Consider the following 25,678-nt stretch of genomic DNA (forward strand, 5'->3'; position numbering starts at 1 on the left):
TGGAATTGTACTTGGTCCGCAGGGCTTTTACCGCATCTACTCTTAGATTTATGGATGACGTAATAGACTGATTGATTGCCAGCGAAAAGGCGAAGCACTAAGGATCAGGCGAGATGTTTTTGACAAAACGGGAAGAGTCAAGACCTGACCCCGAAGACTTGGTTGAGCTGCTCGCGCACCGGCTTTATTTATTTCTTCTGCGGTGATAGTTATAGCAACCGGATCGTTTAATGCCGAACGCCAGACAGACCGTTATCAACGGGCTCTTGCCCATTTAATGGGTCTGTCAGGTGGTTCGATTCTATTTGTTCGACATTAAGAGAACGGTAGCCCTTATTGTTAAACAGGTCACCCAAGTGAGGTTGGCTACTGTGGCCGGCTGAATACCAGCAATAGGCAGTCATTCTCTTGATTGCAGGCGGGAGGCGTTTCGCCGTCATCAATAAAAGCAATACCGGCGATGACGTTGCCAAAATAGGATGCCCCGCCATGGAAGGTGTAGGTTACGCTGCCATCGGCGGAGGTAAATTCTCCAGTGAGATAGTCGGCGTCGTTGGCATTACTGCGGTAGGTGTTGCTACTGGTTTCCGATAGCAACAGTGCATTGTCACCCAGTGTGCAGGCGTCATTATTACAAAATAGTGAGATGTCGCCACTCTGCAGCGGTGTCAGGCGGTCGTCTGGGGAGGTGTAGAAAATACGCCCGTTGTATTCTCCGGTAAGGCTTTCGAACTGTGCCGAGAAGTTGATGGCCTCTTCGCTATAACCACAGCTTTCTGCTGACCGGGTTGGTCGCGCTTCAAAAATATCGAGATAGAAATAGGCCCTGGGAATATCATCGACGATCAGTGTTCGGGCTTTCACGTGGCCAATGTCGTTAAGGACAATATTGAAAACGTATTGATCCTCATCGATGCTGTTCAAGACGACATTCTCAGCAATGGTGTAGCAATACTGGTCGGACAGGCAAAGCGTATCTCCAGTCTGGGAGGACACACTGCGACCATTCAGGAATTCATCGCGAGTTAGGGCCGGGTAGTCAAAGCAGCCGGGCTCGGAGCCAATATAATCCGGATCTGAAAAAGCGTCGATCTCATATATGCCGCCGGTAAGCAGTACTTCGTTGGAGCGGTTGTAGTGAGCCAGGATGCGGTCAATAACGTCACCGTTGTCGCCATTGCTGCTGTTTGAACCGCCGCCACAAGCGGAAAGGACAATGAAAATAATGGGAGTGACTAGGTTTCGAAGGTGGGAATAATTCATTGGGCAGTGCTGTCCTTTGCTGTAGGTCTTATGCTTTTTTATTTAGCAGAGTTAAGTAATAAACTGCTATCGAAAATTGTACGGATAAGCGCAACTTCCATTGTGGCTTCTTGCTAAAGTGGTCTAGTACCTTTGCAGGCAGGGTATGTTCTACAGCCCCAAAACTGAGCTCCAGCTTGAGGACCTTTTTTCGCGATCCGAACTACCATGAGGCTATTGCACAATGGGCAATCTGCTGCTGTGGGAGGCGGTGGCTTTGTAGAAGTTTGAGTCTGACCATTGCTAGCACCGTTTTTGGTCATCTGTCTTTTGAGCTTCTGTCCATCGAGGAGCTCTATGTTTCTTCCTTTAACAAAGCGCTTGGCGTCGGCGGTAAATTGTCCTGTGGTAGCAACAAAGCCGCCCACAGCGCCCTCTGCGGCGATAGCACCGTAAAGCTCCCTCACAACAGGCACGCCAACCTTGAGGGATCGCCAGTGCTTGCATTGCACCAGATACTTCTCGCCGCCTTTCCTCAGTACCAGGTCTACGCCACCGTCGGGGCCTTGCAGTCCGCGCTCTTCTACTTGAAAGCCCTGCTCCCTGAAGATGGCGCCAACGAGCTGTTCAAACTGCTGCCATGAAAGCGTGGCGAGGCCATTGGTCTTTGTTCTCGTTTGGGTTAGCAGGTCCTTCCCTCGACGGCGTTGCATGAATCCTGCTAGCGCACCAAATAGCAGTACGCCGGGCACGATATATTGACCGATCAATCCGATAACCCTGGCGATCTGTATAAACATAACTTTGGACAAGTCGTGAAGGCCGGTAGAAACAGGCGGGTCGATCAGGGAGAGCTGGTGCAGGGCGATGGCAAAGCCAATGGCGAGGACAATGCTTAACTTCCAGGGAAGTTTTGCGCCCAGAGCAAAGAGGTCATCCATGATGGTGGTTTTAGCCATTGCTTCTTCCTTAGCGGCTAATCAAGAGCGTGTATATTGCGATAAGTTTCAGGTTGCGACAAGCTGGAATTAAGTAAACTGTTCCTGGAATTGTACTTGGTCCGCAGGGCTTTTACCGCATCTACTCTTAGATTTATGGATGACGTAATAGACTGATTGATTGCCAGCGAAAAGGCGAAGTACTAAGGATCAGGCGAGATATTTTTGACAAAACGGGAAGAGTCAAGACCTGACCCCGAGGCGTGCGTTTACATGACGAGAAAATTATCTTGCAATACGGGGCGGACCATATATGACCCCGAGGCGTGCGACAAGCTGGAATTAAGTAAACTGTCACCGGAATTGCAAAATGTAAGGCCCTCGTCGCGCTAGGACCTGCCCTTTGCTTCATCCAAACTGTTAGATGGCGGGCTAGGAACTACGATAAAGATTCGAGCCGCAATGATTGCATATAAAAGTGCGACGCCGATCTGATCCCGAGTACATTCCCCAGTTTTTAATGCTTTTTGAGCCGCAGTCACCGCACTGAACGCCATTACTACTTTTGCAGCTGGGATTGTTGTTCAGATATTCGGGGAGTGTTGGGAGCGAATTCCACTTTTTTATTCTCCAAAAGTGGCCTCCGAAAATAATTATTAATGGGATGCCAAAAATTACGATAAATAGTTCCATACTGCATCTTCCCTGTCGTTGGTCATTTCAAGTAGTTTAAATTTGGTTGTGCCGAGAGCTGATTCCTTGCTCCATCAAGAGAATAATATTCCCAATTTTGGGGAGGTTCTAGCCGGGTATTGTGAATTGCCATTAGGTTAATAGGCGCTTCTCATGAACGGCACGGTCTTTGGCAGCTCGATTCAGCGCGGAGAACCCATTGAGTTTGGATTGAATCAGGTGATCAGTGGCTGTACGGAGGGCCTGCAATTGATGACGGTTGGTGAAAAGCGCCGTCTCTATATTCCCCCTGAGCTGGGGGTTATGGCAACCTGAGAGCCGGGTCGATTCCGCCGGGCTCGTTGCTGATATTTGAGGTTGAGTTATTGGCTATTAATGGTGAGGTCGGATAGCCGTTCGCGAAAAAAGCCTGCGTCTTTGCTAACGGTGTATTTCGGGAATTCTGGGGGTGGTTTGCGTAATTGTTTACCCGATGAATTAAGTACACTGTCCCCGGAATTCAAAGTCTGGCAATGCCCGTTATTGCAGAAACTCGTATCCATGATTGGCTTGAAAAGTGTGAATAGATCAGACGTTGCTTGGGATGGTAAAAAAGTACTTATCTGACGTCAGCCAGTCGGAGAGTGTGTCTGCAACCGAGTCGTCCCCTCTTTTATGCTTACCGCGCAGACAGCATTCCCAGACCACCGCAACTCGCCAGCCAGCAACCAGTAGTGCGTTGACATTGCGCTCGTCCCGTTCATAGTTAGCATCCAGCTTCTTGCGCCAGAAGTCCTTGCGGGACGATGGCCAATGAAACATAGAGCAGTTATGTCGGTGCCAGAAGCAGCCATGGACGAAGATCGCTGCGCGGTATTTTGGCAACACAAGATCAGGGGAGCCGGGGAGTTTCTGGCTGTGCAGGCGATAGCGGAACCCTCGGGCATGCAGAGCTCGCCGGATCAGCATTTCTGGCTTTGTGTCTTTACCTCGGATTGCCGACATATTCCGGCTGCGGGTGGCAGGAAGGTGGATGTCTGACATAGTGCTCCCGAATGGAATTAATTAGTGATAAGATGTCACGCAATTGACCTGGAGAACGAAATGGCCACTGAACAACTCGCCCTCATTCATGATGGTTTTGATGATATATCGGATGCCACTCTTATAGGTCAGCTACTTGAGATATACGACCAGAAGGCAATTGCCAGCTTTCTCAATTCGGTTACTCCGGGTCATTGGTGTCGTGAGACAATCAATCGCTGGAGTAAAGGTAAATCAGAGCCCCGCTTGAACGCAAAAGAGTTTAACGCACTGAAAGGTTTACTCCCGAAAGAGAAAGTCAGTCCAGATAACTGTAAGTTCAGGTTTATCGATTTGTTTGCAGGTATCGGCGGAATCCGGAAGGGCTTTGAGGATGAGGGTGGCCTGTGCGTGTTTACAAGCGAATGGAACAAGTTTGCAGCAAGAACATATAAAGCGAACTTTTACAGTCATGGCGACTACCATACCTTTAACGAAGACATCCGGGACGTCACTTTGTCTGCAGATATTTCTGTATCCGAAGATGAAGCGTATACAAATATTGATGAAATGATTCCCGGTCACGATGTTCTGTTAGCTGGCTTTCCTTGCCAGCCATTCTCCATTGCGGGCGTTTCTAAAAAGAATTCTCTGGGACGAGCTCATGGTTTTGAATGTAATACTCAAGGAACTCTGTTTTTTGATGTTGCCAGAATTATTAAAGCGAAGCAGCCAAAAGCCTTTGTTCTTGAAAATGTTAAGAACCTCAAGAGCCATGATAAAGGAAAGACCTTTAAGATTATCATGCAGACTCTTGATGAATTGGGTTACTGGGTTTCGGATGCCGATCACGAAGGGCCAAAAGATCCTAAAGTGATCGATGCAAAAAACTGGGTCCCGCAACATCGGGAGCGCATAGTCTTGGTCGGTTTCCGCAAAGATCTGGAAATTCATGATGGGTTCACGCTTAAGGATATACGCCGTTACTTTCCTAAAAAGAAGATCACTCTCGGTGATATTTTCGAGCAGAACGTAGACCCTAAGTACACGCTAACACCTAAACTGTGGGAATACCTCCATAACTACGCCATCAAGCATAAAGAGAAGGGTAATGGCTTCGGGTTCGGGTTGGTAGGTCCAAATGATGTTGCTCGTACCATGTCAGCGCGATACTACAAAGACGGGTCAGAGATTCTCGTAGACCGAGGATGGGACTTTAGCAAAGGATTCGGTAACGGAAAGAATCTGGAGAACCGACCAAGAAGACTGACTCCGTATGAATGTGCAAGATTAATGGGGTTCACCCGTCATGACCAGAATGATTTCGTCATACCGGTTTCAGACACTCAAGCATATAAACAATTTGGTAACTCTGTCGTAGTCCCGGTTTTCCGAGCAGTCGCAAAACTCGTTGCAAAAAGACTGATTAATTAAGGGCAACTGATATATCCTATGTGTGCCAGACACATATATAAGGATATATTTTGAGCTTTAATGTACTTGATCACTTGGCTATCCGGGATTTATCGCAGGCTATATCTCTTCTGAAGCAGCATGGTTGCGAAAAGGCCCTGCTTAAAAAACTGGCTAAAAACAATAACGACAAGCAGCAAATTTATTTTCATCACGATGCAAGTCTGTTGAACGCCGTATTTGATATGACTTTCTTTACCCGAGAGCGCAGTCAAAGCAAAAAACGCGGTGGTAGTATCAAAGGGAAAAGAATTCTTTCGGCCGTATTCAATAATTTTCAATGGCTTGGCACAGATCACAGTCTGCATGAGGTAACTGCGTGCAAAGGGGTTGTGTATGCTCAGTATCCTGAAGTCAGGCTTTCCGGCTTTAAGGCTGAGACAGGAATAATGCCTCGATCTCTGTCTTTAGATTACGTTAAAGAAAACCTGGATACGGATCGTTATCTTGTCATAGGAGCAACGCCGGAAGGTAAAGCAATCGCTATGATGGTAGTTTCACCCAGCCAAAATTTTGTTGAAGAGTTTCTGAAATTGCCTTTTATGGCTAATTCGAAAATATGCCGCCTTCTTAAGATAAGCGAAGATGCAGGGGCTGAAAAATTGCTGTCGCTTCTTAAATTGCATGTGGGAGGTAAGAGCGTCAAAGGCTGCAGATTAGACGCACATGGCAAAACCCTTCCTTTCACTGGCACCCAAGTGCACGGTTATACACTTGAGCACGAACTGGGAATCAGAACAAATGCGTCAAAAGATGGCGATATATTTGGTATTGAGCTCAAGTGCTTCACCAGTAAAAAGTTAACTCTTTTTACTCCTGAGCCAGATGGAGGTTTATATTCAGAAAGCTTTTCAGACTTTATGCAGAAATATGGCTATGAAAAGGAAGCAGTCTATCGACTAACTGGTCTTCACAGAGCTGGTTCAGTAAGTGAAAAATCCGGACTTTCTCTCCGTGTTCTTTGTACTCCGAAAGATTCTGAGCCGGGCACGATCAAAAACTATAATCCCGAAAAACCTTTGTCACATCAGCTGGAAAATTTGTCTGTAGTTCTCGTGGATGACGGTGAGAATATTGCGGCCAGCTGGTCAGTCGAACGCCTTCTCAATAACTGGGGTGTTAAGCACAATGAGTCCGTCTACGTACCTGCAAAAGTAACGGACAACGATATAAGTCACGAGCTTGATGTCGGCTATACAAGACGCGTTACTTTTGGAAATCAAGTTCTCTGGTGTAAAAAAACGAGTCTTGAAAGAATGATCAGATCAATTGCGAGTGGCGTGATATTTCTTGATCCAGCTCCCAAGTATGACCCCGATAACCCCAGGAACAACAAACGCCGCTCCCAATGGCGCATTAATAATATTTACAGAGACTCCCAACACCTCTACGAAGAGGTTAAGGAGGTCGATATTTGAATAATTCTGTAAGTCATTGTTTTATAGAGACGGCACACTTTTTCATTTGTCAAAAGTGCCCGCTCTAATGGCAACTTACAGGGTTATTAAGTGACGAACATTTTTGTTGCATATTTATGAGTGAATGAGTGAGGTGTTCTATCTACAGTGTCTGGGAAGGTGTGGGTATTCGGATATAACTCGTCGCAGGCCCTGTAGTGTTGCAAAAACATTCGTTTTCGGCCAGATTACAGCAAATACCATTACAGAATGCATCAAGTGTTGGGGGGCAAAAATGCAACAAATCAATTTACGTCTGCCTCCGATCAACCAGAGGCGATTCATTAGACGTGTTGCTGTAGTGTCGATTCGCCGATAAGTAGCCCGATTTGGCCGGCTTTGGATGTGGACGTAGGAATACTTTTTGGGATCGGTAATCCGGGTGTTGTGGGGGCTGAGGGTACCCGATTAAATTGTAATTACTACAAGCTTTACAACAACGATAGAATAAGTGAACCGATTGAAGCTATTGATGCTGCTGTTGGTAAAGAGTTAATTAATGCATTTACGACAACCTTACTCGGCTTTTCATTTTTGCATTGATCTTCTATTGCGCCAACAACCTCTATAGCTTCTGATTTTTCTTGAGCCGATAATTCAAGGCGGTTTATCTCAGCTTTTAAAGCCTCTATACTTTTCGATAAATCATTGTTTATATTTGCAATATTATTAGAGTTATCTGTTGAATTATTATTCACTCTAGCGTTTGGCCCGCTAATATTATAGGTAATAGATTGAATCGCTTTTTCAGCATCAGGCAGCCCAAGTTTTTTTACTTTCATTTGATAGTGAGCAGGAATTGCTCCTCCGGTTCCTTCGTGAAAACCGGGATCAATAACTTGAAACGTTTCTTTGCCGCCATTAGACATAATTCTTTGAATTAAATCACCAGGTTCAACTAAGACATCTGATCTCATTAAGTAAATGCCTTTGCTTTGCACGCTAGCATTCATTTCTGAACTCTTAGTACCATCAGATTTTAAAACTTGAATCTTGTCTTTCATCATACTCGAAAATGGCATGAAGCCCTCCTTTGTAGTTAACGCCGCGTTCACCGGCTTGTCTGGTGGAACGTATTGTTATGGCTTTCTACATAAACCTTCGCTATTCAGTATTCGCTTACGCGAGATACCCCAAAAGGTTAATCTATTTTATTTTAGGTGTAAGTCTATTTCCGCCGCGCTCCTTGATCTGCTGGAACCGAGCGTTGATACCTTCGTACAATTTTTCAAACTTGTTTGCTGTTTCCTCGGTGACAACTGCATCCGCATCATTCGACATCTTGGTCAGTAGCAACCGCGTAGGCCTGGTTTTGTGAAACTCTATTCCTAAATCAGCAAGAGCCAACTCAACCCTCTTGGCAATTCGCGGTATGTTGTCATTTAGCGCCAGTTTTTTACCTTTCAGTTCCTTCGCATAACTCTCGCGCACAAGCTCTTCATAAAATTTCGGGTCTAGTAAATCTTCAATGTCGGCCTCACCTGGAGGGTTTCCGTCAAAGGCTTCCGTGACAAAAACAATATTCCGGTCGCTGATCAATTTGGACTTTGTAAGGTCGTCGCGCGTGGTTCTGGAGTCTTTCTCTTCATCCAATAAAACTACAACATTCAGCTCCTCAGACGAGAGTAACGCCACCATGTAGGAAACCTTTTGAGCTCCACCTGCAGGGGTCATCGTAACTTCTGGGCTCAATCCAGTTTTGCCTTGGTCCGCTAGGTACTCCGAGATTGACGATAGCATCCAATAATCGGTGATACCCTCAACTACCAGGTTATTTGGCCCAACAAACAACGACTGGGCGAGGCTGTATCCAAGTGCTGCTTGGATAGGGAATAAGGTTCTAGAGTCTCCGCTCGGATCATTAGTAACTGTGGTCCCGGCTTTCTCGCCAATGCTGACTGTTCGGATCGAGTCCAATTGACCAGTAGGGACCATGAAGGGGGAATGCGTGGAGTAAAGTATTTGATTCCCGAAATCATCCCTGAAATGGTTTAGTAAGTCTGACTGCGATTTCGCATGCAAATATAAGCCGGGTTCGTCCAGTAACAGAATTGCGTCCTCCGCTACATCGCCGTTGGTGTCTGCGGAGAAACTGATGTAGAAAGCGAAAAACCACTGAAAACCTCGGCTACGCTCATTCAGATTGACCTCTACATCGTACACAGACGTTGGGTCTGAAATCAGCGTATCCATGAAATTTCCGTCAAGGTTGAACCGGACTTTTAAGCTGCGGTCGCTCCAAAGGCGGCGAATTTCTTTAGTGACAACCGCGCTGGCCCGGTTTACGAGTTGGTTCCGTGTTTCCGGGTCATTGACTAAATCCTGAAGACTCTTTGGGTCCATTCCCGCAACTTTACAGAGCTTGGCAAAGTATCGGTCTTCGTCCGTTGGACTATTTTTCTGCTGACGCTGATTATATTCAGCTAAGTTTTGGTGGCCTTCCAATTCTGGATAATCAGCGAGGTACATGAATTTTGGCATTTGCGCGACAATCCAATTTCGGCCAGCGGTGTGGGCCTTTTCATCCCCTGCGATTTGCTTGACCAGTTGATCCATCTCAGTGACTGAGTCATCTATCGCCTCGGGAAGCTCCTTTGAAGCGGCAACCAATGCTTTTTCAAGTGCTGCGATTCCGGTTCCTGAATTTGAAGCCCACTCTTGCAGGTCATCCGTTTGAGCAATCGCGCTATCGAAATTTGAAGCGGCTGTTTTTATTGCTTCTGAATGAGGCTCGTCGCACTCTTCAGCAGCTGTGTCGAGTGCTGCTAATAACTTCCGAACCTTAGATTTTAACCACTTATCGTCGATCTCTAACGGAGGCAGGTCATCAAATGTGACCCAACGCGTCTCCCCTTTGTATCTTCGTCCAACTCTAACAGTAGTTACTTCGGCTGCCCGGGGAAATATTTTTCCCAATTGCTGCTGCTCAAGCTTTGACAGAGTCCAGCTTGATTCCACAACGGGAGTTGTATCGCTGCATTCATCGAGCTTTCTGTCTCGGGGGAAGTCTTTGATAGGGCTTAGTGCCTGGAAGCCCTCGACCGGGTTTAGACTGTGCAACGCTTTGAGAAGATTTGATTTGCCGCTTTCATTTCGCCCAAGTAGTGACGTTATTCGGGAGACTAGGATTTCACCACTGTCGTTGATTGAGCGAAAGTTTCTTGCCCTGAACGATTTTAGCTGCACTAGTATTCTCCTTTTGTTCTTATTTCAGGAATGCCGAAAACAACCACGAGCAAACTCAAACTCTTCAATCAGCTGGAGCCATAACTACTTAGCGTTTATCTGCTGTGCGTAGCACGGCATATAAACGTCTACTGGACTGAGCCGCTTTGTGGTGGTGGCATCTTGTATTGGGGATTGTTTTTAGAACACTGACTTTTACTCGGGTCATTCCTGACCAGCCATCCCTAGTCGTCTGAACCATTTCTGGTATTTCTCTATTGTAGCGTGCCGCTGATGTGCTACTTCCAGCCCTATTTAAGCACTTTTCCAGTAAATGTCCACAAGCCTGCTGATTGGGTTAGGTCTCTGGCGTGCGGAGCTTGGCGGAGAGTGAGAGGTTGATATCAGTGACTGGCCGCTTTTGTGAGAGGCTGTGTTAAAACTCCTATGACCAAGTTAATCACGCGATCTGCCGGGCAGCGCCCACAATTCGCCGTACCAGCACCACAAATCTAACCCAAGGTTTGACCTACAGAGTGGTAAAAGCTAATTTAGCTGCCAATAACATATAACACGTTGAACAGGATGTTCACTTCGCACTCTGGTCGCCCACAACCGCAGTCACAGCGAACAAATGTCGCGTCAGCTATTTAACCCAATGAGGCTTATACCTTTGTTGTTGAAGGAACGTACTACATGAGTGAAAACGGCAGCACACAAACCCCTAATAATCTGGCTGCTTTTTGCTGGTCTATCGCCGATCTTCTGCGGGGTGATTTTAAACAGAGCCAATATGGCCGCATTATCCTGCCCTTTACGCTATTGCGTCGCCTCGAAGGGGTATTAGAAGACTCTAAAGAACAGGTTCTGACTGAGCTGGACAGAATTCAATCCATGGGCCTGCCGGAAGAAGCCCAAGAAAAGCTCTTGTTACGGGCAACCGGTGGGCTGTCGTTTTTTAATACTTCTAAGATGGACTTGTCCAAGCTGGGCGAGTCTGGCATTAAGGCAAACCTGCAAAGTTACATTCAGTGCTTCTCTAAAGACGCCCGTGAAATCTTTGAGTACTTCAACTTCGCTGAATTTATCGGCCAGCTTAACGACGCCAACTTGTTATATAAGGTAGTGCAGCGGGTCAGGCAAACTGACTTAAGCCCTAAGGCCATTTCCAATCATGATATGGGCCTGACCTTTGAAGAGCTGATACGCCGCTTTGCTGAGGGGTCGAATGAAACGGCTGGTGAACACTTTACGCCCCGCGACATCGTGCGCCTTACCACCTCCCTGGTATTTATGGAGGATGATGATGCACTAACCAAACCTGGCATCATTCGCACCATATACGACCCCACAGCGGGCACAGGCGGCTTTTTGTCCTCTGGCATGGAGTATGTGCACGAACTTAACCCCGATGCCAAGATGGTTGCTTACGGGCAGGAGTTAAATCCTGAGAGTTATGCCATTTGTAAGGCCGACATGCTGATCAAAGGGCAGGAGGTGAATAACATTAAGCTGGGTAACACCCTGTCTAATGATCAGCTCTACAGCGACAAGTTTGACTACATGTTATCCAACCCACCGTTTGGAGTGGACTGGAAGAAGATTGAGCAAAGCATCAAGGACGAAAATACCCTCAAGGGGTTTGATGGACGTTTTGGCCCAGGTTTGCCCCGTGTATCCGATGGTTCACTATTGTTCCTCTTGCACCTCATCAGTAAGTTACGGGATAAAGGTACTGGCGATAGTGCTAATAGCGGCGGTGGCCGTATCGGTATTATCCTCAATGGCTCACCTTTGTTTACCGGTGGTGCCGGTTCCGGTGAGTCTGAAATTCGCCGCTATATCCTCGAAGCAGATTTACTCGAAGCCATCGTCGCTCTACCCACAGATATGTTCTACAACACCGGCATTGCTACCTATGTATGGGTGCTGTCGAATAAGAAAGCCACTGAGCGCAAGGGTAATGTACAGCTAATCAACGGGGTTAACCTCTGCGGTAAAATGCGTAAATCCCTTGGCTCTAAACGTAACGAAATGAGCGAGCAGGACATTGCCACCATCACCCGCAGCTTTGGGGCATTTGAAGTGGTAGATGCTCGCGAGTTAGATAAACCAGCCGAGCAAAAAAGTAACCGTGGCCGTCAGGCGGCTAATCCCAAAGCCGAAGTAGCCAAAACCTTCTCTAGTAAAATCTTCGCCACTCATGAATTTGGCTATCGGCGCATTACCATCGAGCGCCCCTTACGAGAGTCGTATCAGTTCAGTGACGACCGCATAGCCGAGCTGCGCTTTGCCAGCAAACCCTTCAATGCCCCGATGAAGTGGGTGTATGAGCAGTTTGGGGACACTTGGTCTGATGATGTTGATTGTGAAAACTACGGTGTGTTGCACGAGCAAGCCATTGAAATAAGGGCCTATATCAAAAGCCATTTTACTGACTTAAAAGAAAAGCAAATTAAAGACCTGCTCGACAGTAAACTTTGGCTGTCACAAAAGCACATCATGCTTAAAGGCAAGCACCTGCAAGCGGCCATCGGCACAACCCAGTGTGACGATATGAATGGCTATGAGGCTACCTTAAAAGCCGCCTGCAAAGCTCAAGGCCTCACCCTTGATACTAAGGAGAAAAAGCAGCTAACTGACGCCGTGAGCTGGAAGAACCCAGCAGCAGAAAAAGTTATTAAAAAAGTCCACACAGCCAAAGCCAATCCCCTTTATGGCTTATTTGAAGTAACGCTTAAGGGCAAGAAGCAAGTCGTGGAATACAAAACAGACGGTGACCTGCGTGACAATGAAAACGTTGCCCTAGACCCCAGTCAGTCTGTCAATGCCCTCAACGAAGCCTACTTTGTAAAGGAGGTACAACCTCATGTACCCGATGCCTGGATAGATGCCAGTAAAAAAGATGCCAAAGATCAGGAAATAGGCATAGTAGGTTACGAGATCCCCTTTAACCGCCACTTTTACCAGTACCAGCCGCCCCGAGACTTAGTCGATATTGATGCGGATTTGGATGCGGTAAGTGCGGAGATCATGGCCCTGCTGCAAGAGGTGCATTCCTGATGGGGAAATATCAGGCTTATGCTCAGTACCAAGAATCGGGTGAAGAATGGTTGGGTAAGGTACCTTACCATTGGGATGTGATTCAAATAAAACATTTGAGCGTTGTAAAGCGTGGAGCATCCCCACGGCCAATAGATGATGCTAAATATTTTGATGAAAATGGTGAATATGCATGGACACGAATAGCTGACGTAACCGCTTCAGATGTGTATTTAACAAGGGCGCCTCAGAGGCTGTCCGATTTAGGAAGTTCGCTGAGTGTAAAGCTTGAGCCAGAATCCCTATTTTTAAGTATCGCGGGCACAGTCGGTAAGCCATGTATTACGGGGATGAAGGCATGTATTCATGATGGATTTGTATATTTTCCTGAGCTAAAAATTCCCAGTAAATTCCTATTCTATGTATTCGCAGGTGAGCAGGCTTACAAAGGCCTCGGTAAATTTGGCACGCAGTTAAATTTAAATACGGATACAGTTGGTGGGATAAAAATCGGTTGCACTACGAATGATGAGCTAGAAGGAATAATCAACTTCCTCGACCATGAAACCGCCAAAATCGACACCCTGATCGACAAACAACAACAACTGATCACACTACTCAAAGAAAAACGTCAGGCCGTTATCAGTCATGCCGTCACCAAAGGCCTCAACCCCAACGCCCCCATGCGCGACTCAGGTGTTGAGTGGTTAGGGGAAGTGCCGGCGCATTGGGAGCTACCAAAGTTAATTCATCGAACATCCAGAATTGGTGATGGGTTGCATTCCACTCCAAAGTATCAGGACAATACTGGATATTATTTTGTAAACGGAAATAACCTAGTAAACGGTCAGATTTCAATTGGAGCAACGGCCAAAGAAGTGCCAGAAGAGGAATATAAAAGTCACTATGTTCATTTGGATGAATCCAGCGTAATGCTATCGATTAATGGCACGATTGGTAATGTTGCTCGATATAATGGTGAAAAAATAATATTGGGTAAGAGTGCTGCCTATATGAATTGTTCAGATAATTTATTACCTGAATATTTATTGCTGTATTTACAAAGCAGTCAGGCACTTCGTTATTTCGATTTGGAAGTTACCGGAACTACCATCTTCAATCTGTCACTTAATTCTATCCGTCAAATGAGGGTTTGCATTCCTTTGAAGGCTGAACAGGTCGAAATCTCCGAATTCTGTACGTTTCAAAGAGACAAATACGATGCACTTATACACAAAGCCCGCTCTGCAATAGCATTAATGTTAGAACGCCGCACAGCTTTAATCTCCGCAGCCGTCACCGGCAAAATAGACATCAGAAACTGGGTCGCGCCAGTCACCACAAATAACAACAAGGAAGTCGCCGAATGAGTACATTGTCAGGGAGCGGAAAAGCCAACGAGTTTACCTTTCAAAACGATATGATCGCGCAGCTAGTCGCCAACGGTTGGCTACTGGGTAAACCCGAGAACTATAACCGTGAACTGGCTTTATACCCTGAAGATCTTCTGGGCTTTGTACAAGAGACACAGGACGAGCAATGGCAGAAGTTTACCGCTCTGTACCCGCATAACGCTGAACAGACCTTTTTAGAGCGGGTAGCCACCCAGCTAAACAAAGCTGACCCCAATGCCGCCAACAAACAAATGCGTACCTTTGGCACCTTAGGAGCATTGCGGCATGAATTGCGCGACCGTGGCACCCGTTTTAGCCTGTGCCAGTTTAAGCCAGAGCATGATCTTAACCCCGATACCTTAGCCGCCTATAAAGCCAACCGTTTACGGGTAGTACCTGAGTTGGTTTACTCGCCTTGGGCCACTGAAGAACATTTAGCAGAAACCGGCACCAAGGCCAAAGCCTGGCGTATTGACCTGGTGCTATTTGTGAACGGCCTGCCAGTGGTCACCCTGGAGTTAAAGTCAGAATTTAAACAGGCGGTGCACAACGCCATTAAGCAGTATAAAACCACTCGCTTTGCGACCGATCCCACCACCAAAAAGCCAGAGCCACTGTTAACCTTTAAACGTGGTGCTTTGGTGCATTTTGCTGTGAGCCAATACGAGGTGTATATGGCCACTCGTTTGGAGGGTAATGACACCTATTTTTTGCCCTTTAACAAAGGCACAAGTGAGGGCGGAGCCGGTAATGATGTACCCGCAGATATCAACCAATATGCCACCGACTATTTGTGGAATGAGGTATTGCTGCCGGATAACCTGCTGAATATTCTTGCCCGTTTTGTGCACTTACAGATTGAAGAAAAAGAAGACTGGGAGGGGCGTAAGTATAAAAAGGAAACTCTTATCTTCCCTCGTTATCATCAGTGGGACGTGGTCTCTAAACTGGTTAATGCCGCCCGTATTGAAGGGCCGGGGCATAAATACCTTATTCAGCACAGCGCAGGGTCGGGCAAGTCCAACTCTATTGCTTGGGTGGCGCATCAGTTGTCGGCCTTACGTGATGAGAATGGCAACAAGAACTTTGACTCGGTGATTATCGTTACCGACAGAACCGTGCTGGACGACCAGCTACAAGATACCATCTATCAGTTTGAACATACTGATGGCGTTGTTGGGCGCATTAACAACAAAGAAGGTGATGGCTCAAAATCTGAAAAGCTTGCTAGCGCGCTAGAAAACTCGCAACCCATTATCATCGTTACGATTCAGACTTTTCCCTTTGTACTAAAGGCCATTGAAAACAGCGTCAGCCTTAAAGAACGTAAGTATGTGGTGATTGCCGATGAGGCCCACAGCTCACAAACCGGCTCTACTGCACGTCAGTTAAAAGAAGTACTGATGGTTGATTCCAGCGACCCAGAAGAAGAGCTGGGTACAGAGGATATACTCGATGCGGCCGTGGCCTCGCGCCGGGCCTCAACTAACCTGAGTTATCTGGCCTTTACTGCCACACCTAAAACCAAGACCCTTGAATTATTTGGCCGCCTGCCTAGACCAGATGAAGCGCCCTCTAAAACCAATAAGCCCGAAGCCTACCATGTGTACAGCATGCGCCAGGCTATTGAAGAAGGCTTTATCCTAGACGTACTAAAGAACTACACCAACTACAAGGTCGCCTATAACCTGGCCATGAAAATAGCCAGTAGCGACCAAGAAGTAGAGAGTAAAAAGGCCAAGGTAAAGCTTAACCAGTGGGTACGTCTGCACGACTACAACATCAGCCAAAAAGTACAGGTGATCGTTGAGCACTTCAAAGACAATGTGATGGGCTTGTTAGGTGGGCAGGCGAAAGCCATGGTGGTGACCAGCTCTCGTAAAGAGGCGGTGCGCTATAAACTGGCCTTCGATAAGTACATCACTGAAAAGGGGTATCAGAAGATCTTTGCCATGGTGGCCTTCTCCGGTGAGGTAGAGTTTACCGATAAAGATCCTAATTCGTCGGGCATGATTGGCGACAAGTTTACCGAAAGCAATATGAACCCCAACCTTAAAGGTCGGGATATGCGTAAGGCTTTTGATAGTGACGATTATCAGGTAATGATCGTCGCTAACAAGTTTCAAACGGGGTTCGATCAGCCCAAGTTATGTGCCATGTACGTAGACAAAAAGCTCGGTGGCGTAGAGTGCGTACAAACCTTGTCACGGCTAAACCGTATCTTCCCCAGCAAGGCCCAGACAGGCACCTTTGTGCTGGACTTTTTTAACGACTCAGAAGAAATTCTTGCTGCCTTTCAGCCTTACTATCAAACAGCTGAATTAGATGACGTATCTGATCCCAACCTTATCTTCGAGTTATTCGACAAACTACGAGAGGTGAAGATATTCAGCTGGTCTGAGGTGGAGCAGTTTTGTGATGCGTTCTTTGTGAAAAACAAGAGTAATGCCGCCATAGCGAATATCTGTAAACCGGCAATACAACGTTGGTCACAGCGGTATAAGTCAGCCGTAGAGGCCTATAAACAAGCTCGGATGATGTTTGAACGTACCAAGAAGACCAATGACGCGGTATTAATTGCCAACGCTGAGAATAGCTTTAAGGACTGCAAGAAAGAAAAGGACGCGCTAGAGATATTCAAAAAGGATCTAGGCACCTTTGTGCGCTTCTATGAGTTCATGTCGCAGATTGTTGATTATGACAACAAAGACCTTGAGAAGCTGAGCCTATACGCCCGCAACCTTCGCCCCATGCTGCGTGAAGCGGTGCTCGATGAAGACGACATAGATTTGAGTAATGTAGAGCTAAGCCACTACCGCCTCTCCAAGATCAAACAGCAGCACCTGATCATGGAGGCTAGTGCTCCGGCTTATTTAGCTCCGGGAGAAGGCTTAGGTACGGCTACCGCCAAAGACAAGAAGGAAGAGTTCTTATCACAGCTGATAAACCGCTTAAACGAGCTGTTCATTACTGACCAATTAACAGAAAAAGACATGGTGAACTACGCCTATACCATCCGCGACAAGGTGAGCGAGAACGACCGAGTAATGCAGCAAATTAGAAATAACAGCTCAGAACAAGCCATGCTAGGCGACTTTAGCACGGCCATTGACGACGCAATCTTAGGCAGCAGCGAAGCTCACCAAAACCAGATGTTGCAACTCCTGTCGGACGCGACAAGAGCCGCTGGATTTTCAAAGCTGGTGTTTGATCTATTGAAACATCGGAATGAGAATCTGTAGTTGCATAGATGCTGCAGGCGGATAAATTTCCCTATCTAGACATATACCTAACCCAAGCCGGATTCTAGAAATGCAATTTAGCCGCAAAGGCGGGCGCTCTTGACACTGAATGGAGCGCTAATGTGTTCCGGCTATTATATGGGTAAAACGTAGTCACGAACTGGAAGCTACATCCCAATAATACTATGTTTTGACCAACATATGGTTCAGCCTTCCGGTCAGATTATGGGTGAATCAACAGTAGTTGAGTTATGAATCAATAGCGATACTGGTTATTCGACTGCAATGCCGTTGAGGGTAAAAATTCGCTGCCTAAATTGCCCGAACACTCCCAGTGTGGATTCGTATGTTTGAGAGAGTGATGGGGCGAAGCATTGGGGCTCAGGTTCTTTGTTGGTATCTTTCTGGAGGAGTCCAAGCTCTAGGTCGTATTCCCCTTCGTCGATTTCGTTGTGGCAAGGTACATGCTTGATTTCCTGCTGGCCAACAGAGCAGATATTAAACTGAACTATGTTGTCGAGGGGAATGTCTTCGGCAACTCTGTGTGAGTATTCATTTAACGTTGGCTCGGCGGGAATGTATATATAGCCGGTTGATGTATTCGCGCTATCTGCTCGTAAGATACGTCCTAAAATTTGGCGGAAGTATAGTTCGGTCTTAACTCTGGTCAGGTGACAGCAGACACGTAGTCTAGGGATATTGGTGCCTTCACTTATCATACCGACAGAAATAATCCACTTCCGGCTGCTGTATTTGTATTCTCTAATCGTTTTTAAAGCATCATCTTCTAGATAAGTGGCAACATCTGAGTCTTCATTATAATGCTGTTTAAGCAGGCGACTTATGTTGTTAGCGTGTATGACTGAAGACGCTACAATTAATCCGCCGGCGTTGGGGAACTGCTTACGAAGACTGTCAAGCTTGCGGTTAGCTTGGCCCAGCATATATTTAATTAGGTCTTCATTTTCAACCACACTTTGATAGCTACAGTTACTGGTTGTTAGTAGATCTTTGAATGATTTGTAGCTGGTGCGCATTCCAGACTCATTTAGAGTGATTTTGTCGTTATCAATTAGTGTGATGCTGGGAATACGACAAACATTATCAGTTATCGCCTGTGGTAGTCCGTAGGAGTAATCACAATGTACCAATCCATTTTCGCAGTAGCTCGAGAGTGCGATAGGAATATTGTCAGAACGCCATGGGGTTCCCGTGAGTGCCAGTGTATAAGCTGCTTTTCCTTGGATCTCAGATATAATCTTACCGCCCCAAGTGTTAGCATTTTTCAAATCGCTACCGGCGCAATGATGAATCTCATCAAAAATCACGAATACGTTATGGCTCTCGAATAAATCCCATATATCACATTCACTGATCATTGCCTGATAAGTTAATACCCGTCCAATCGAGCCAAGTTTGCCATCAAGCTTTCTTCCCATCTGAACTTCAAGTTCCTCGCGAAAGTCGTCGGAAACAATAATTGACGGAGCAATACAGATAACTAAATCAATAAGATCAGCGTCGAAAAGCTGCTTGGCGAGAATTGCCGCCATAAGGGTCTTTCCTGCGCCAGGGGTTGCAAGACAAAGGAAATGGGAATGGCAGTTTTTGTACTGGTAAATGGCCTTCGTTATGCATTCATGCTGCCAGAGTCTAAGCTTCATAATTAAGCCTCTTGGCACTTGGATATGAGAGATTCAATGGCTCTAACTCGGCCTAGTGTTTTTGAGTAGCGGTTGCGTGCGTCATTGTAGAGGTCTTGCAAGTCGTCACGTCGATTGGGTAGCTGACTACTAAGTGCCTCGTACTCTTCTGCTTCGCTGATGGTGGTTAGCAGTTCAAGCTTATGTTTCTTCAGCTGTTCATTTAAGTCGTTTATATAATGATTGTTGGGTTTTGCGCTGACTGTGGTTTTTGGTGTTGGCTTTTTGCGGTGAGGTGAGCCAATTGAGTAATTGGCCGAGTTAAAGCTATTTGTCAAACTGTAGCGAGGGCGGCCGTTAATATTGTTTGATTCTTTAACTGCAAATCCAGCCCAAATCAGTCGATCAATATTTCTTTGAATAAACTGGTGTGCCTGCTTTTTGTTCAAATTTGGACTGCTATCCAGCTTTAAATAGGCGTCTACCAGATCTGCGCAGCTGAATGCCTGAAACTTATTGGAGGTCAGTAGAGAAAGTAACTCGGGTTTGATTTTTAATTTAGGCATGAGGGCTGTGTATCTGAATTAGAGCGAATGTTGATCAATAAACGATCGGCAAATAAAGCTTAGGATTCCTAAGTATACTTTAACGTAATATACTTAGACAATCTAAGTCCTCTAGGCCTATAGAAGATGATTAAAAGTTGGCAAGTATTAGCCCATTACCTCAGCGCCTTTTGGAAGCGCGTACCCTTAAGGGAATTAGTCAGAAAAAATTGGGTATTCAGCTTGGTATGGAGCCTGGGTCAGCCAGTGGTCGAATGAATCATTACGAGAAAGGCCGTCATACGCCTGACTATCCTACCTTAAAACGAATTGCGGCCGAGTTAGATGTGCCCGTTGCCTATTTTTTCTGTGAGAGTCGCATAATCGCCGAGCTTGTCTGTCGTATTGAAAAGCTGTCGGAGAAAGAGCAGAAGGCATTACTGGGCCAGATTAAATGTATAAAAGAAGACCCATCTGCATAGGTTTGTGTTCGGCGACAATTATCTTGGTCGTTGGGGGCAGTACTCTTGCTGAGAGCCATGAATGATCAATAGTTTGTCTATGCGGCATTTATCAGCTATTTGATATGACATCTTATGGCTAACCGATATCATCAGGTCGTGTGAACGCTGGTTGGTAATCGTGGTGGGCTAAAAGGCGGTGAGTTTGGCTGCTAGGTCAGTATTACGCTCCTCGTTGGATGGTCCTCGCTCAACAGCTTTTTGTAACAATACACTGTCTCCCATTATTACGAGGCTATTGACTGCCCTGGTTATGCCTGTGTAGATCAATGTTTGGTCGATCATGTGCTGAGCATAGGTTGGTAGGACAAGGAGGCATGTATCCCATTGTGAGCCCTGTGATTTGTGGATCGTGATGGCGTATCCAAGCTCAAGAATTGGTAAGATATCTATCGTGATTGGAACGGACCTCCCATCAATAGTGAGTTCGCCTAAGCTCTGATCCACCTGCATCTCTGGGTAAACGGCAGTTATTGCTCCTATATCTCCGTTCCGTATATCGGCGTCATACTTGTTCTCTGTGACCATAACCCGGTCTCCCAGCCGAAGCTTTGCGCCGGTCGAGGTTAGCCACGGAATCATTTCCCTCCCTCTGAAAAGATGGTGAATTTCTGGCGCTGGCTGGTCGAATGTTGCTTGAATTAGCTTATTGATTTGATCGGCACCCATCGGTCCTTTTCTTGTAGGCACAAGAATTATCGTTTGTTCGGCGTCAGGGTGAGATCTGAAGTGTTTCACAACGATATTGGGCGAGTCAGTGTATGTGTAGCTAACGTCGCCCGAGGTACTATTGAGCAGGCTGGGGTCGAATACACCGTTGCGTATGTTTGTGGCCAGATGGTGAATGCCTGATGTTGATTTCTGTCGCTGAACAGCTGTGAGTTCGATTAGGGTTAGTTTGTTGCAAGCAATTGCATCATGAAAGATCAAGCCAACGCCGACTGGAGGAAGCTGCGCTGCATCCCCTACGAGAAGTATCCTTGTAGCCTCTGGCAGAGCACCAGCTAGACGGTACATGGATAGGAGGTCAACCATCGATGCTTCGTCGACTATGAGTAGAAGTGCGTCGGGTAGTGGTTCTTTATCTTCTCCGGCATGCATTGCTAATAGTTTTGCAATGGTCAATGCGGGTCGGCCTGTGGCTTCTGACATTCGACGCGCGGCCCGACCTGAAAGCGCTACGAGGTATTGCGGCAATTGATCTACGAGTTTGTCGTACACCTCTAAAATCGCAAGTAGGATGGTAGTTTTCCCCGTTCCGGCACCGCCGCAAATAATTGCTACAGGGTTGATTACGGCCTGCAGGACAGCATCCTTTTGCTCGGGTGTGAGGCTGAAATTTAGCGTCTCTTCAAATGCTGAAATTGCAGCTTTGATTTTTTGCTCTGTCAGATCCTGCTCTTGATAGGAAAGAAGCGCTCCGTCCCCTGGCCTCCTGGAGGCACATCCTGTAATGAGGTTCGCTACTGTATTTTCTTGCACAGCGTAGCCAAGGCTTTGCAGCCCACCGTTGACCCTAAGTAATGCGCCTTCGGTCACGCATAGGTCAATTAGTTTGCTACTGCTCATATCGAGCTCCGGGCTGGCTTCAGCGATCCCTTCTATGAGGGTTTGCTCTAGTATTGCAGTCGACTTCGTTTTTGAGCAGTAGGTTGTACAAACGTGTTCAGCCACTGCTGCGATTCGTCTCTTGGCGGGGTTGTTTGCGGGAGGGGGCGAAATGACACCCTAAGCATCGGGCCAATGGTATTCACCAGTTAGATTGATATGCTCCCACCCCAGAGGGGATACATGGGGCAGTAGATCGGGATTTGGTGCCTCACCGGCATTGGTGAGTGTCTCGACAATTTCCCCCAGCTTTTTGGTGTTCCAATAGATAATGATTGCCGCAATGAGATTCATCCCAGCAATTCGATAGTGTTGTCCCTCAGAGGATCGATCACGAATCTCACCTCGACGATGAAAACTGATTGCGCGCTTTAGGGCGTGGTGTGACTCACCTTTGTTGAGCCCCATCTGTACGCGCTGTTGCAACTCAGCGTCCAACATCCACTGCATCATAAACAACGATCGTTCAACTCGACCGATCTCACGTAGGGCGACAGCCAGTTCATTCTGTCGCGGGTAGGCAGATAGTCGTTTCAAAAGCTGACTGGGTTTCACTGTGTTTGCCGCTGCGCTTGCTGATAGCCGGAGAATGTCGGGCCAATTCCGCACGATCAGATCTTCGTTGATCTTGGCCGCAACCAACGGCCTCAGTGTCTTGTGTACCTCGCTTGGATTAAATGCATACAAGCGTTTCGCCGGTAGATCGCGAATACGAGGTGCAAAACGGTAGCCCAGCAGTGAGCACATGGCGAACACATGATCGGTAAACCCACCGGTATCTGCATATTGTTCCTTCACTCGCCGTCCGGCGTCATTCGACAACAGTCCGTCGAGAATATAAGGCGCTTCGTGTGCTGTTGCCGGAATCGCTTGCGTCGAGAACGGAGCATATTGATCGGAGACATGGGTATACCCCTTTATCCCTGGGTCAATGCCATAGCGTCTGTTCACCACATTCATGGCTTCGCCAGGCCCGGAGGCTCGGAAGAATTGACCATCGGCCGACGCAGACTCTCCGGCGCCCCAAAGTCTGGACATAGGCAGTTGACTTTGCGCGTCCACGATCATGGCGAGTGCTTGCCGATAGCCATCGTCTTGTACGTGCCACCGAGAAATTCTAAGCAACTCCCAGAAAGAATGTGTTGTGGATACGGCACCCATCTTGCGAAGGCCCAAATTCACGCCGTCACTGAGGAGCACCGTTAAAAGCCCGATTTGGTCACGACACGGCGCTCCTGTTCGCAAATCTGTGAAAGCTTCTGTAAACCCGATATCACGATCTACTGACAACAGAATGTCAGTGACCGGTGTTTGCGGTACACGCCGGTACAAATCCATGACTAGCTGATGGGCATTGTCGGGCGCCTGTTTCTCCAATTTGGAGAGTTTGAGTACGCCGTCTTGAATTAGCCCGTTTGGTAGCCGGTCACGGCGTGCGGCTTCGCCTGTGGCTTCAAATGCTTGAGCCAGCACCTGTTTCCGTTGCGTTAACCAGTCGAGAGGGTCCAACGGTACTGCCAGTGCTGATGACGTTGCAACGGCGTTAACCGGTATCAACTCTTTCGATGGCTCTGCATATCGACGGCTATTTTTTAACCAGATGTCGCCTGCCCTAAATGCATCGCGAATAGCGAAAAGAATCGCAGTTTCCCAAGTTCGACGGTCTGTGCGCTGCAACCTCTTTCGCCATTTGGGTCTAGCGAAGGCTATCGGTAGATTGTTTGGTAACCCCCGATTATTCGATCGGTTCAGTTGTTGGAGTGCGTTAATTGCTTTGAGTATCGGTCCTGCTGACTGCGCACCTTCGATCGCGAGTGTGTTCAGAAACCGTGGTGCATAGCGACGAAATCTAGCGTAGCCACTGTTCACAAAATCCAGAGGATCGGCTCCAACTTTGGCATTCACAGCGGTGGCATCTTCGACCAGGCGATTGAATACCTCCCAGCCGCAATCCTGTTCAATGGCTGTGTCGACGGGCTCGCCGGCTTCTCGCGCCGCGATGATCGATGCGCCTACTTCGGAAAAAGTTTTGAGTGTTTGTTGGATGAGCGCACGTTGATCGTTAATTTGATCATCTCTAACACGCTCAGAAGCACGGTACAGCCGACCCACAATTCGATCATGGGTTTCGACGATGGCGTCACCGATTGCGCCATGCCATTCAACACCACAGACGACTAGTATCGCCAGTTTTCTATGCGTAGGTAGATCACGCATGCCATCGGCATAGTAGCGTTCACCCTGGCGACGAAGGCGGGCTACTCTGTGCGAGGGCACACCCTGAAGCAAAGAAGGGCTGAGTTCCAAATCAACGATCCGTTCCAGCCGATCGAGCAACCCATTGACCACCCGTGAGTTGCTGCCCGGTTCGTGTTGGCGCAACCAGACGAATCGGGTGACGCCTGTCACCGTTGTTTCGCTGAGCAATGCGGTGAGTCTGTCCACTGTGGTGTTGTCGAGACGATCCGCGATGCGCCTAGAGATACGATTGTCGGCGGCGACCAGAGCATCTGCACACAATCGTTCAACCGTTGAAGGTGCCGGTACAACAATGCGCCGAAGGCGCATTTGGGCGACCACTTCGCGTGCCAACCCTTCGTTAGAGTGGGCCTGTTCAGCGGCTGATGCCAGCCACTGGGCGAAATCTAGGTCAGAAGCCTGATAAGTTCGATAGCCGTATAGATTCTGGAGCGACACCGAATGCTGATAGCGTGTCTGCCGTCTCTCCGCATAGTCGGCAAGGTCGCTTTTCGACAAACCCAGTTGCGCCCCAATAAATTTGATAATTGGGTCTGGGATGAATTCGCCTGGTTGGAGTAGTCGACCGGGATACCGCAAGGCACATAGCTGCAATGCGAAACCCAATCGGTTGCCGGGGCGTCGCCTTGTTTTGACATGCTGCATGTCCTCGTCACTCAACACGTAGTGGCGGAGCATCGAGTCTTCATCCGCTGGCAATCCGAACAGTGCTTCCCGTTGTCGTTCGGTCAGAATGGTGCGTCTTGGCATGCGATACTGTCCCAGTTAAACTAAAGGCTAAACAGGACACCAATCCAGCCAGTAAACATGCGGCTTTGCAAGCCATGAAGAGAGGTAGGTTTAATTGGGACACCGGGTAGCCATTTATTGTCGAGTGTCGACAGCTGATCAATCGTGTGCGCGGCAGGCACGCGATCTTCGAGCATTCGCTAAACGAGCGAACTACGACGTCATTGGAGTTTTCAAGGAAACGGGGTCAGGTGCGAAATTGGATCGCACAGAACGAAAGAAAATTATGGCCTTGGCGCAACGCCGGGAAATCGATGCGGTAGTCGTGACAGAATTGTCTCGATGGGGTCGATCAACCATCGACCTGCTCAACACGCTCCGCGACCTGGAAAACTGGAAAGTCTCGGTGGTCGCCATAAGCGGCATGACCTTTGATCTATCGACATCCCATGGTCGGATGATGGCAACCTTTCTATCCGGCATCGCAGAATTTGAACGTGATTTAATTAGTGAACGCGTAAAATCCGGTCTTGCTGCAGCAAAAGCTCGCGGCAAAAAGCTGGGCCGAAAGAAGGGCTTCCGCCCAAAATCCGACAAACTTTCACCTAAAGTGCTTCACCTCATTGAACAAGGTAAGAGCTATCGATGGATTGCACGGGATCTCGGTATTAGCAAGAACACGGTCTCTGAGATTGTAAAACGCTCACGCGAGGCGGCCTAGACGC

Annotated in this window: 17 protein-coding genes; 8 read left to right on the forward strand and 9 right to left on the reverse strand. The window is 47.4% G+C overall.

Features of this window, described 5'->3' with window-relative positions:
- Positions 1–366: 366 nt before the first annotated feature.
- Positions 367–1,263, reverse strand: coding sequence for a hypothetical protein (locus tag IMCC21906_RS05465; RefSeq protein ID WP_047011322.1), 897 nt, complete (start codon positions 1,261–1,263; stop codon positions 367–369).
- A 113-nt stretch (positions 1,264–1,376) separates the two neighbouring features.
- Positions 1,377–2,201, reverse strand: coding sequence for a restriction endonuclease (locus IMCC21906_RS05470; RefSeq protein ID WP_047011323.1), 825 nt, complete (start codon positions 2,199–2,201; stop codon positions 1,377–1,379).
- 825 nt (positions 2,202–3,026) lie between these two features.
- On the opposite strand from IMCC21906_RS05470, the gene IMCC21906_RS05475 reads away from it, so the two are divergent.
- Positions 3,027–3,188: an FKBP-type peptidyl-prolyl cis-trans isomerase gene (locus IMCC21906_RS05475; protein ID WP_304413504.1), complete on the forward strand. Its 162-nt coding sequence runs from the start codon at positions 3,027–3,029 to the stop codon at positions 3,186–3,188.
- Positions 3,189–3,440: 252 nt separating this feature from the next.
- Here IMCC21906_RS05475 and IMCC21906_RS16620 read toward each other — a convergent pair whose 3' ends face one another.
- Complete coding sequence (locus tag IMCC21906_RS16620; RefSeq protein ID WP_082117368.1) at positions 3,441–3,896, reverse strand: very short patch repair endonuclease; 456 nt, start codon at positions 3,894–3,896, stop codon at positions 3,441–3,443.
- Between the two features lie 60 nt (positions 3,897–3,956).
- On the opposite strand from IMCC21906_RS16620, the gene dcm reads away from it, so the two are divergent.
- Together dcm and IMCC21906_RS05490 are read left to right on the forward strand one after the other, a co-directional pair.
- Positions 3,957–5,309: a DNA (cytosine-5-)-methyltransferase gene (gene dcm, locus IMCC21906_RS05485; RefSeq protein ID WP_047011325.1), complete on the forward strand. Its 1,353-nt coding sequence runs from the start codon at positions 3,957–3,959 to the stop codon at positions 5,307–5,309.
- 50 nt (positions 5,310–5,359) lie between these two features.
- Entirely contained in the window at positions 5,360–6,766 is a 1,407-nt protein-coding gene (locus IMCC21906_RS05490) for an MvaI/BcnI family restriction endonuclease (protein ID WP_047011326.1), read from the forward strand.
- A 470-nt stretch (positions 6,767–7,236) separates the two neighbouring features.
- On the opposite strand, the gene IMCC21906_RS05495 is transcribed toward IMCC21906_RS05490, so the two are convergent.
- Positions 7,237–7,827 carry a hypothetical protein gene (locus IMCC21906_RS05495; RefSeq protein WP_047011327.1) on the reverse strand — a complete coding sequence of 197 codons (591 nt, stop codon included), beginning with the start codon at positions 7,825–7,827 and terminating at the stop codon, positions 7,237–7,239.
- Between the two features lie 124 nt (positions 7,828–7,951).
- Positions 7,952–9,991, reverse strand: a complete 2,040-nt coding sequence (locus tag IMCC21906_RS05500) for an AAA family ATPase (RefSeq protein WP_047011328.1) — start codon at positions 9,989–9,991, stop codon at positions 7,952–7,954.
- Between the two features lie 675 nt (positions 9,992–10,666).
- Here IMCC21906_RS05500 and IMCC21906_RS05505 point away from each other — a divergent pair.
- The 3 genes from IMCC21906_RS05505 to IMCC21906_RS05515 are packed head-to-tail and all read left to right on the forward strand — an operon-like array spanning position 10,667 to position 17,648.
- On the forward strand, positions 10,667–13,033 hold the full coding sequence (locus IMCC21906_RS05505; RefSeq protein ID WP_047011329.1) for a class I SAM-dependent DNA methyltransferase: 2,367 nt from the start codon (positions 10,667–10,669) through the stop codon (positions 13,031–13,033).
- Entirely contained in the window at positions 13,033–14,382 is a 1,350-nt protein-coding gene (locus tag IMCC21906_RS05510; protein ID WP_047011330.1) for a restriction endonuclease subunit S, read from the forward strand. Before IMCC21906_RS05505 ends, IMCC21906_RS05510 begins: the two co-directional genes overlap by 1 nt.
- Positions 14,379–17,648 (forward strand): type I restriction endonuclease subunit R, encoded by a 3,270-nt coding sequence (locus tag IMCC21906_RS05515; RefSeq protein WP_047011331.1) that lies wholly within the window; start codon positions 14,379–14,381, stop codon positions 17,646–17,648. Before IMCC21906_RS05510 ends, IMCC21906_RS05515 begins: the two co-directional genes overlap by 4 nt.
- Before the next feature lie 272 nt (positions 17,649–17,920).
- Here IMCC21906_RS05515 and IMCC21906_RS05520 read toward each other — a convergent pair whose 3' ends face one another.
- On the reverse strand, positions 17,921–19,312 hold the full coding sequence (locus IMCC21906_RS05520) for a DEAD/DEAH box helicase (protein ID WP_047011332.1): 1,392 nt from the start codon (positions 19,310–19,312) through the stop codon (positions 17,921–17,923).
- Positions 19,313–19,314: 2 nt separating this feature from the next.
- Complete coding sequence (locus IMCC21906_RS05525; RefSeq protein WP_047011333.1) at positions 19,315–19,857, reverse strand: hypothetical protein; 543 nt, start codon at positions 19,855–19,857, stop codon at positions 19,315–19,317.
- A gap of 137 nt (positions 19,858–19,994) precedes the next feature.
- Here IMCC21906_RS05525 and IMCC21906_RS05530 point away from each other — a divergent pair, with 137 nt between their 5' ends.
- On the forward strand, positions 19,995–20,318 hold the full coding sequence (locus tag IMCC21906_RS05530; RefSeq protein WP_047011334.1) for a helix-turn-helix domain-containing protein: 324 nt from the start codon (positions 19,995–19,997) through the stop codon (positions 20,316–20,318).
- Between the two features lie 168 nt (positions 20,319–20,486).
- On the opposite strand, the gene IMCC21906_RS05535 is transcribed toward IMCC21906_RS05530, so the two are convergent.
- Both IMCC21906_RS05535 and IMCC21906_RS05540 read right to left on the reverse strand, forming a co-directional pair.
- Positions 20,487–21,926: an ATP-dependent RecD-like DNA helicase gene (locus IMCC21906_RS05535; RefSeq protein WP_156165997.1), complete on the reverse strand. Its 1,440-nt coding sequence runs from the start codon at positions 21,924–21,926 to the stop codon at positions 20,487–20,489.
- Between the two features lie 159 nt (positions 21,927–22,085).
- Positions 22,086–24,974: a Tn3 family transposase gene (locus IMCC21906_RS05540; RefSeq protein WP_020932521.1), complete on the reverse strand. Its 2,889-nt coding sequence runs from the start codon at positions 24,972–24,974 to the stop codon at positions 22,086–22,088.
- A gap of 94 nt (positions 24,975–25,068) precedes the next feature.
- On the opposite strand from IMCC21906_RS05540, the gene IMCC21906_RS05545 reads away from it, so the two are divergent.
- Positions 25,069–25,674 carry a recombinase family protein gene (locus IMCC21906_RS05545; RefSeq protein ID WP_041932919.1) on the forward strand — a complete coding sequence of 202 codons (606 nt, stop codon included), beginning with the start codon at positions 25,069–25,071 and terminating at the stop codon, positions 25,672–25,674.
- The last annotated feature ends 4 nt before the right edge of the window (positions 25,675–25,678 follow it).

The sequence above is a fragment of the Spongiibacter sp. IMCC21906 genome (assembly GCF_001010805.1).
Taxonomy (GTDB): Bacteria; Pseudomonadota; Gammaproteobacteria; order Pseudomonadales; family Spongiibacteraceae; genus Spongiibacter.

What these genes read in the sequence shown, in the direction of transcription:
- IMCC21906_RS16620 (WP_082117368.1), bottom strand. Translation starts at nt 3,896, where the DNA reads ATGTCAGACATCCACCTTCCTGCCACCCGCAGCCGGAATATGTCGGCA.
- IMCC21906_RS05535 (WP_156165997.1), bottom strand. Translation starts at nt 21,926, where the DNA reads ATGAGCAGTAGCAAACTAATTGACCTATGCGTGACCGAAGGCGCATTA.
- IMCC21906_RS05520 (WP_047011332.1), bottom strand. Translation starts at nt 19,312, where the DNA reads ATGAAGCTTAGACTCTGGCAGCATGAATGCATAACGAAGGCCATTTAC.
- IMCC21906_RS05470 (WP_047011323.1), bottom strand. Translation starts at nt 2,201, where the DNA reads ATGGCTAAAACCACCATCATGGATGACCTCTTTGCTCTGGGCGCAAAA.
- IMCC21906_RS05475 (WP_304413504.1), top strand. Translation starts at nt 3,027, where the DNA reads ATGAACGGCACGGTCTTTGGCAGCTCGATTCAGCGCGGAGAACCCATT.
- IMCC21906_RS05505 (WP_047011329.1), top strand. Translation starts at nt 10,667, where the DNA reads ATGAGTGAAAACGGCAGCACACAAACCCCTAATAATCTGGCTGCTTTT.
- IMCC21906_RS05525 (WP_047011333.1), bottom strand. Translation starts at nt 19,857, where the DNA reads ATGCCTAAATTAAAAATCAAACCCGAGTTACTTTCTCTACTGACCTCC.
- IMCC21906_RS05515 (WP_047011331.1), top strand. Translation starts at nt 14,379, where the DNA reads ATGAGTACATTGTCAGGGAGCGGAAAAGCCAACGAGTTTACCTTTCAA.
- dcm (WP_047011325.1), top strand. Translation starts at nt 3,957, where the DNA reads ATGGCCACTGAACAACTCGCCCTCATTCATGATGGTTTTGATGATATA.
- IMCC21906_RS05540 (WP_020932521.1), bottom strand. Translation starts at nt 24,974, where the DNA reads ATGCCAAGACGCACCATTCTGACCGAACGACAACGGGAAGCACTGTTC.
- IMCC21906_RS05510 (WP_047011330.1), top strand. Translation starts at nt 13,033, where the DNA reads ATGGGGAAATATCAGGCTTATGCTCAGTACCAAGAATCGGGTGAAGAA.
- IMCC21906_RS05465 (WP_047011322.1), bottom strand. Translation starts at nt 1,263, where the DNA reads ATGAATTATTCCCACCTTCGAAACCTAGTCACTCCCATTATTTTCATT.
- IMCC21906_RS05495 (WP_047011327.1), bottom strand. Translation starts at nt 7,827, where the DNA reads ATGCCATTTTCGAGTATGATGAAAGACAAGATTCAAGTTTTAAAATCT.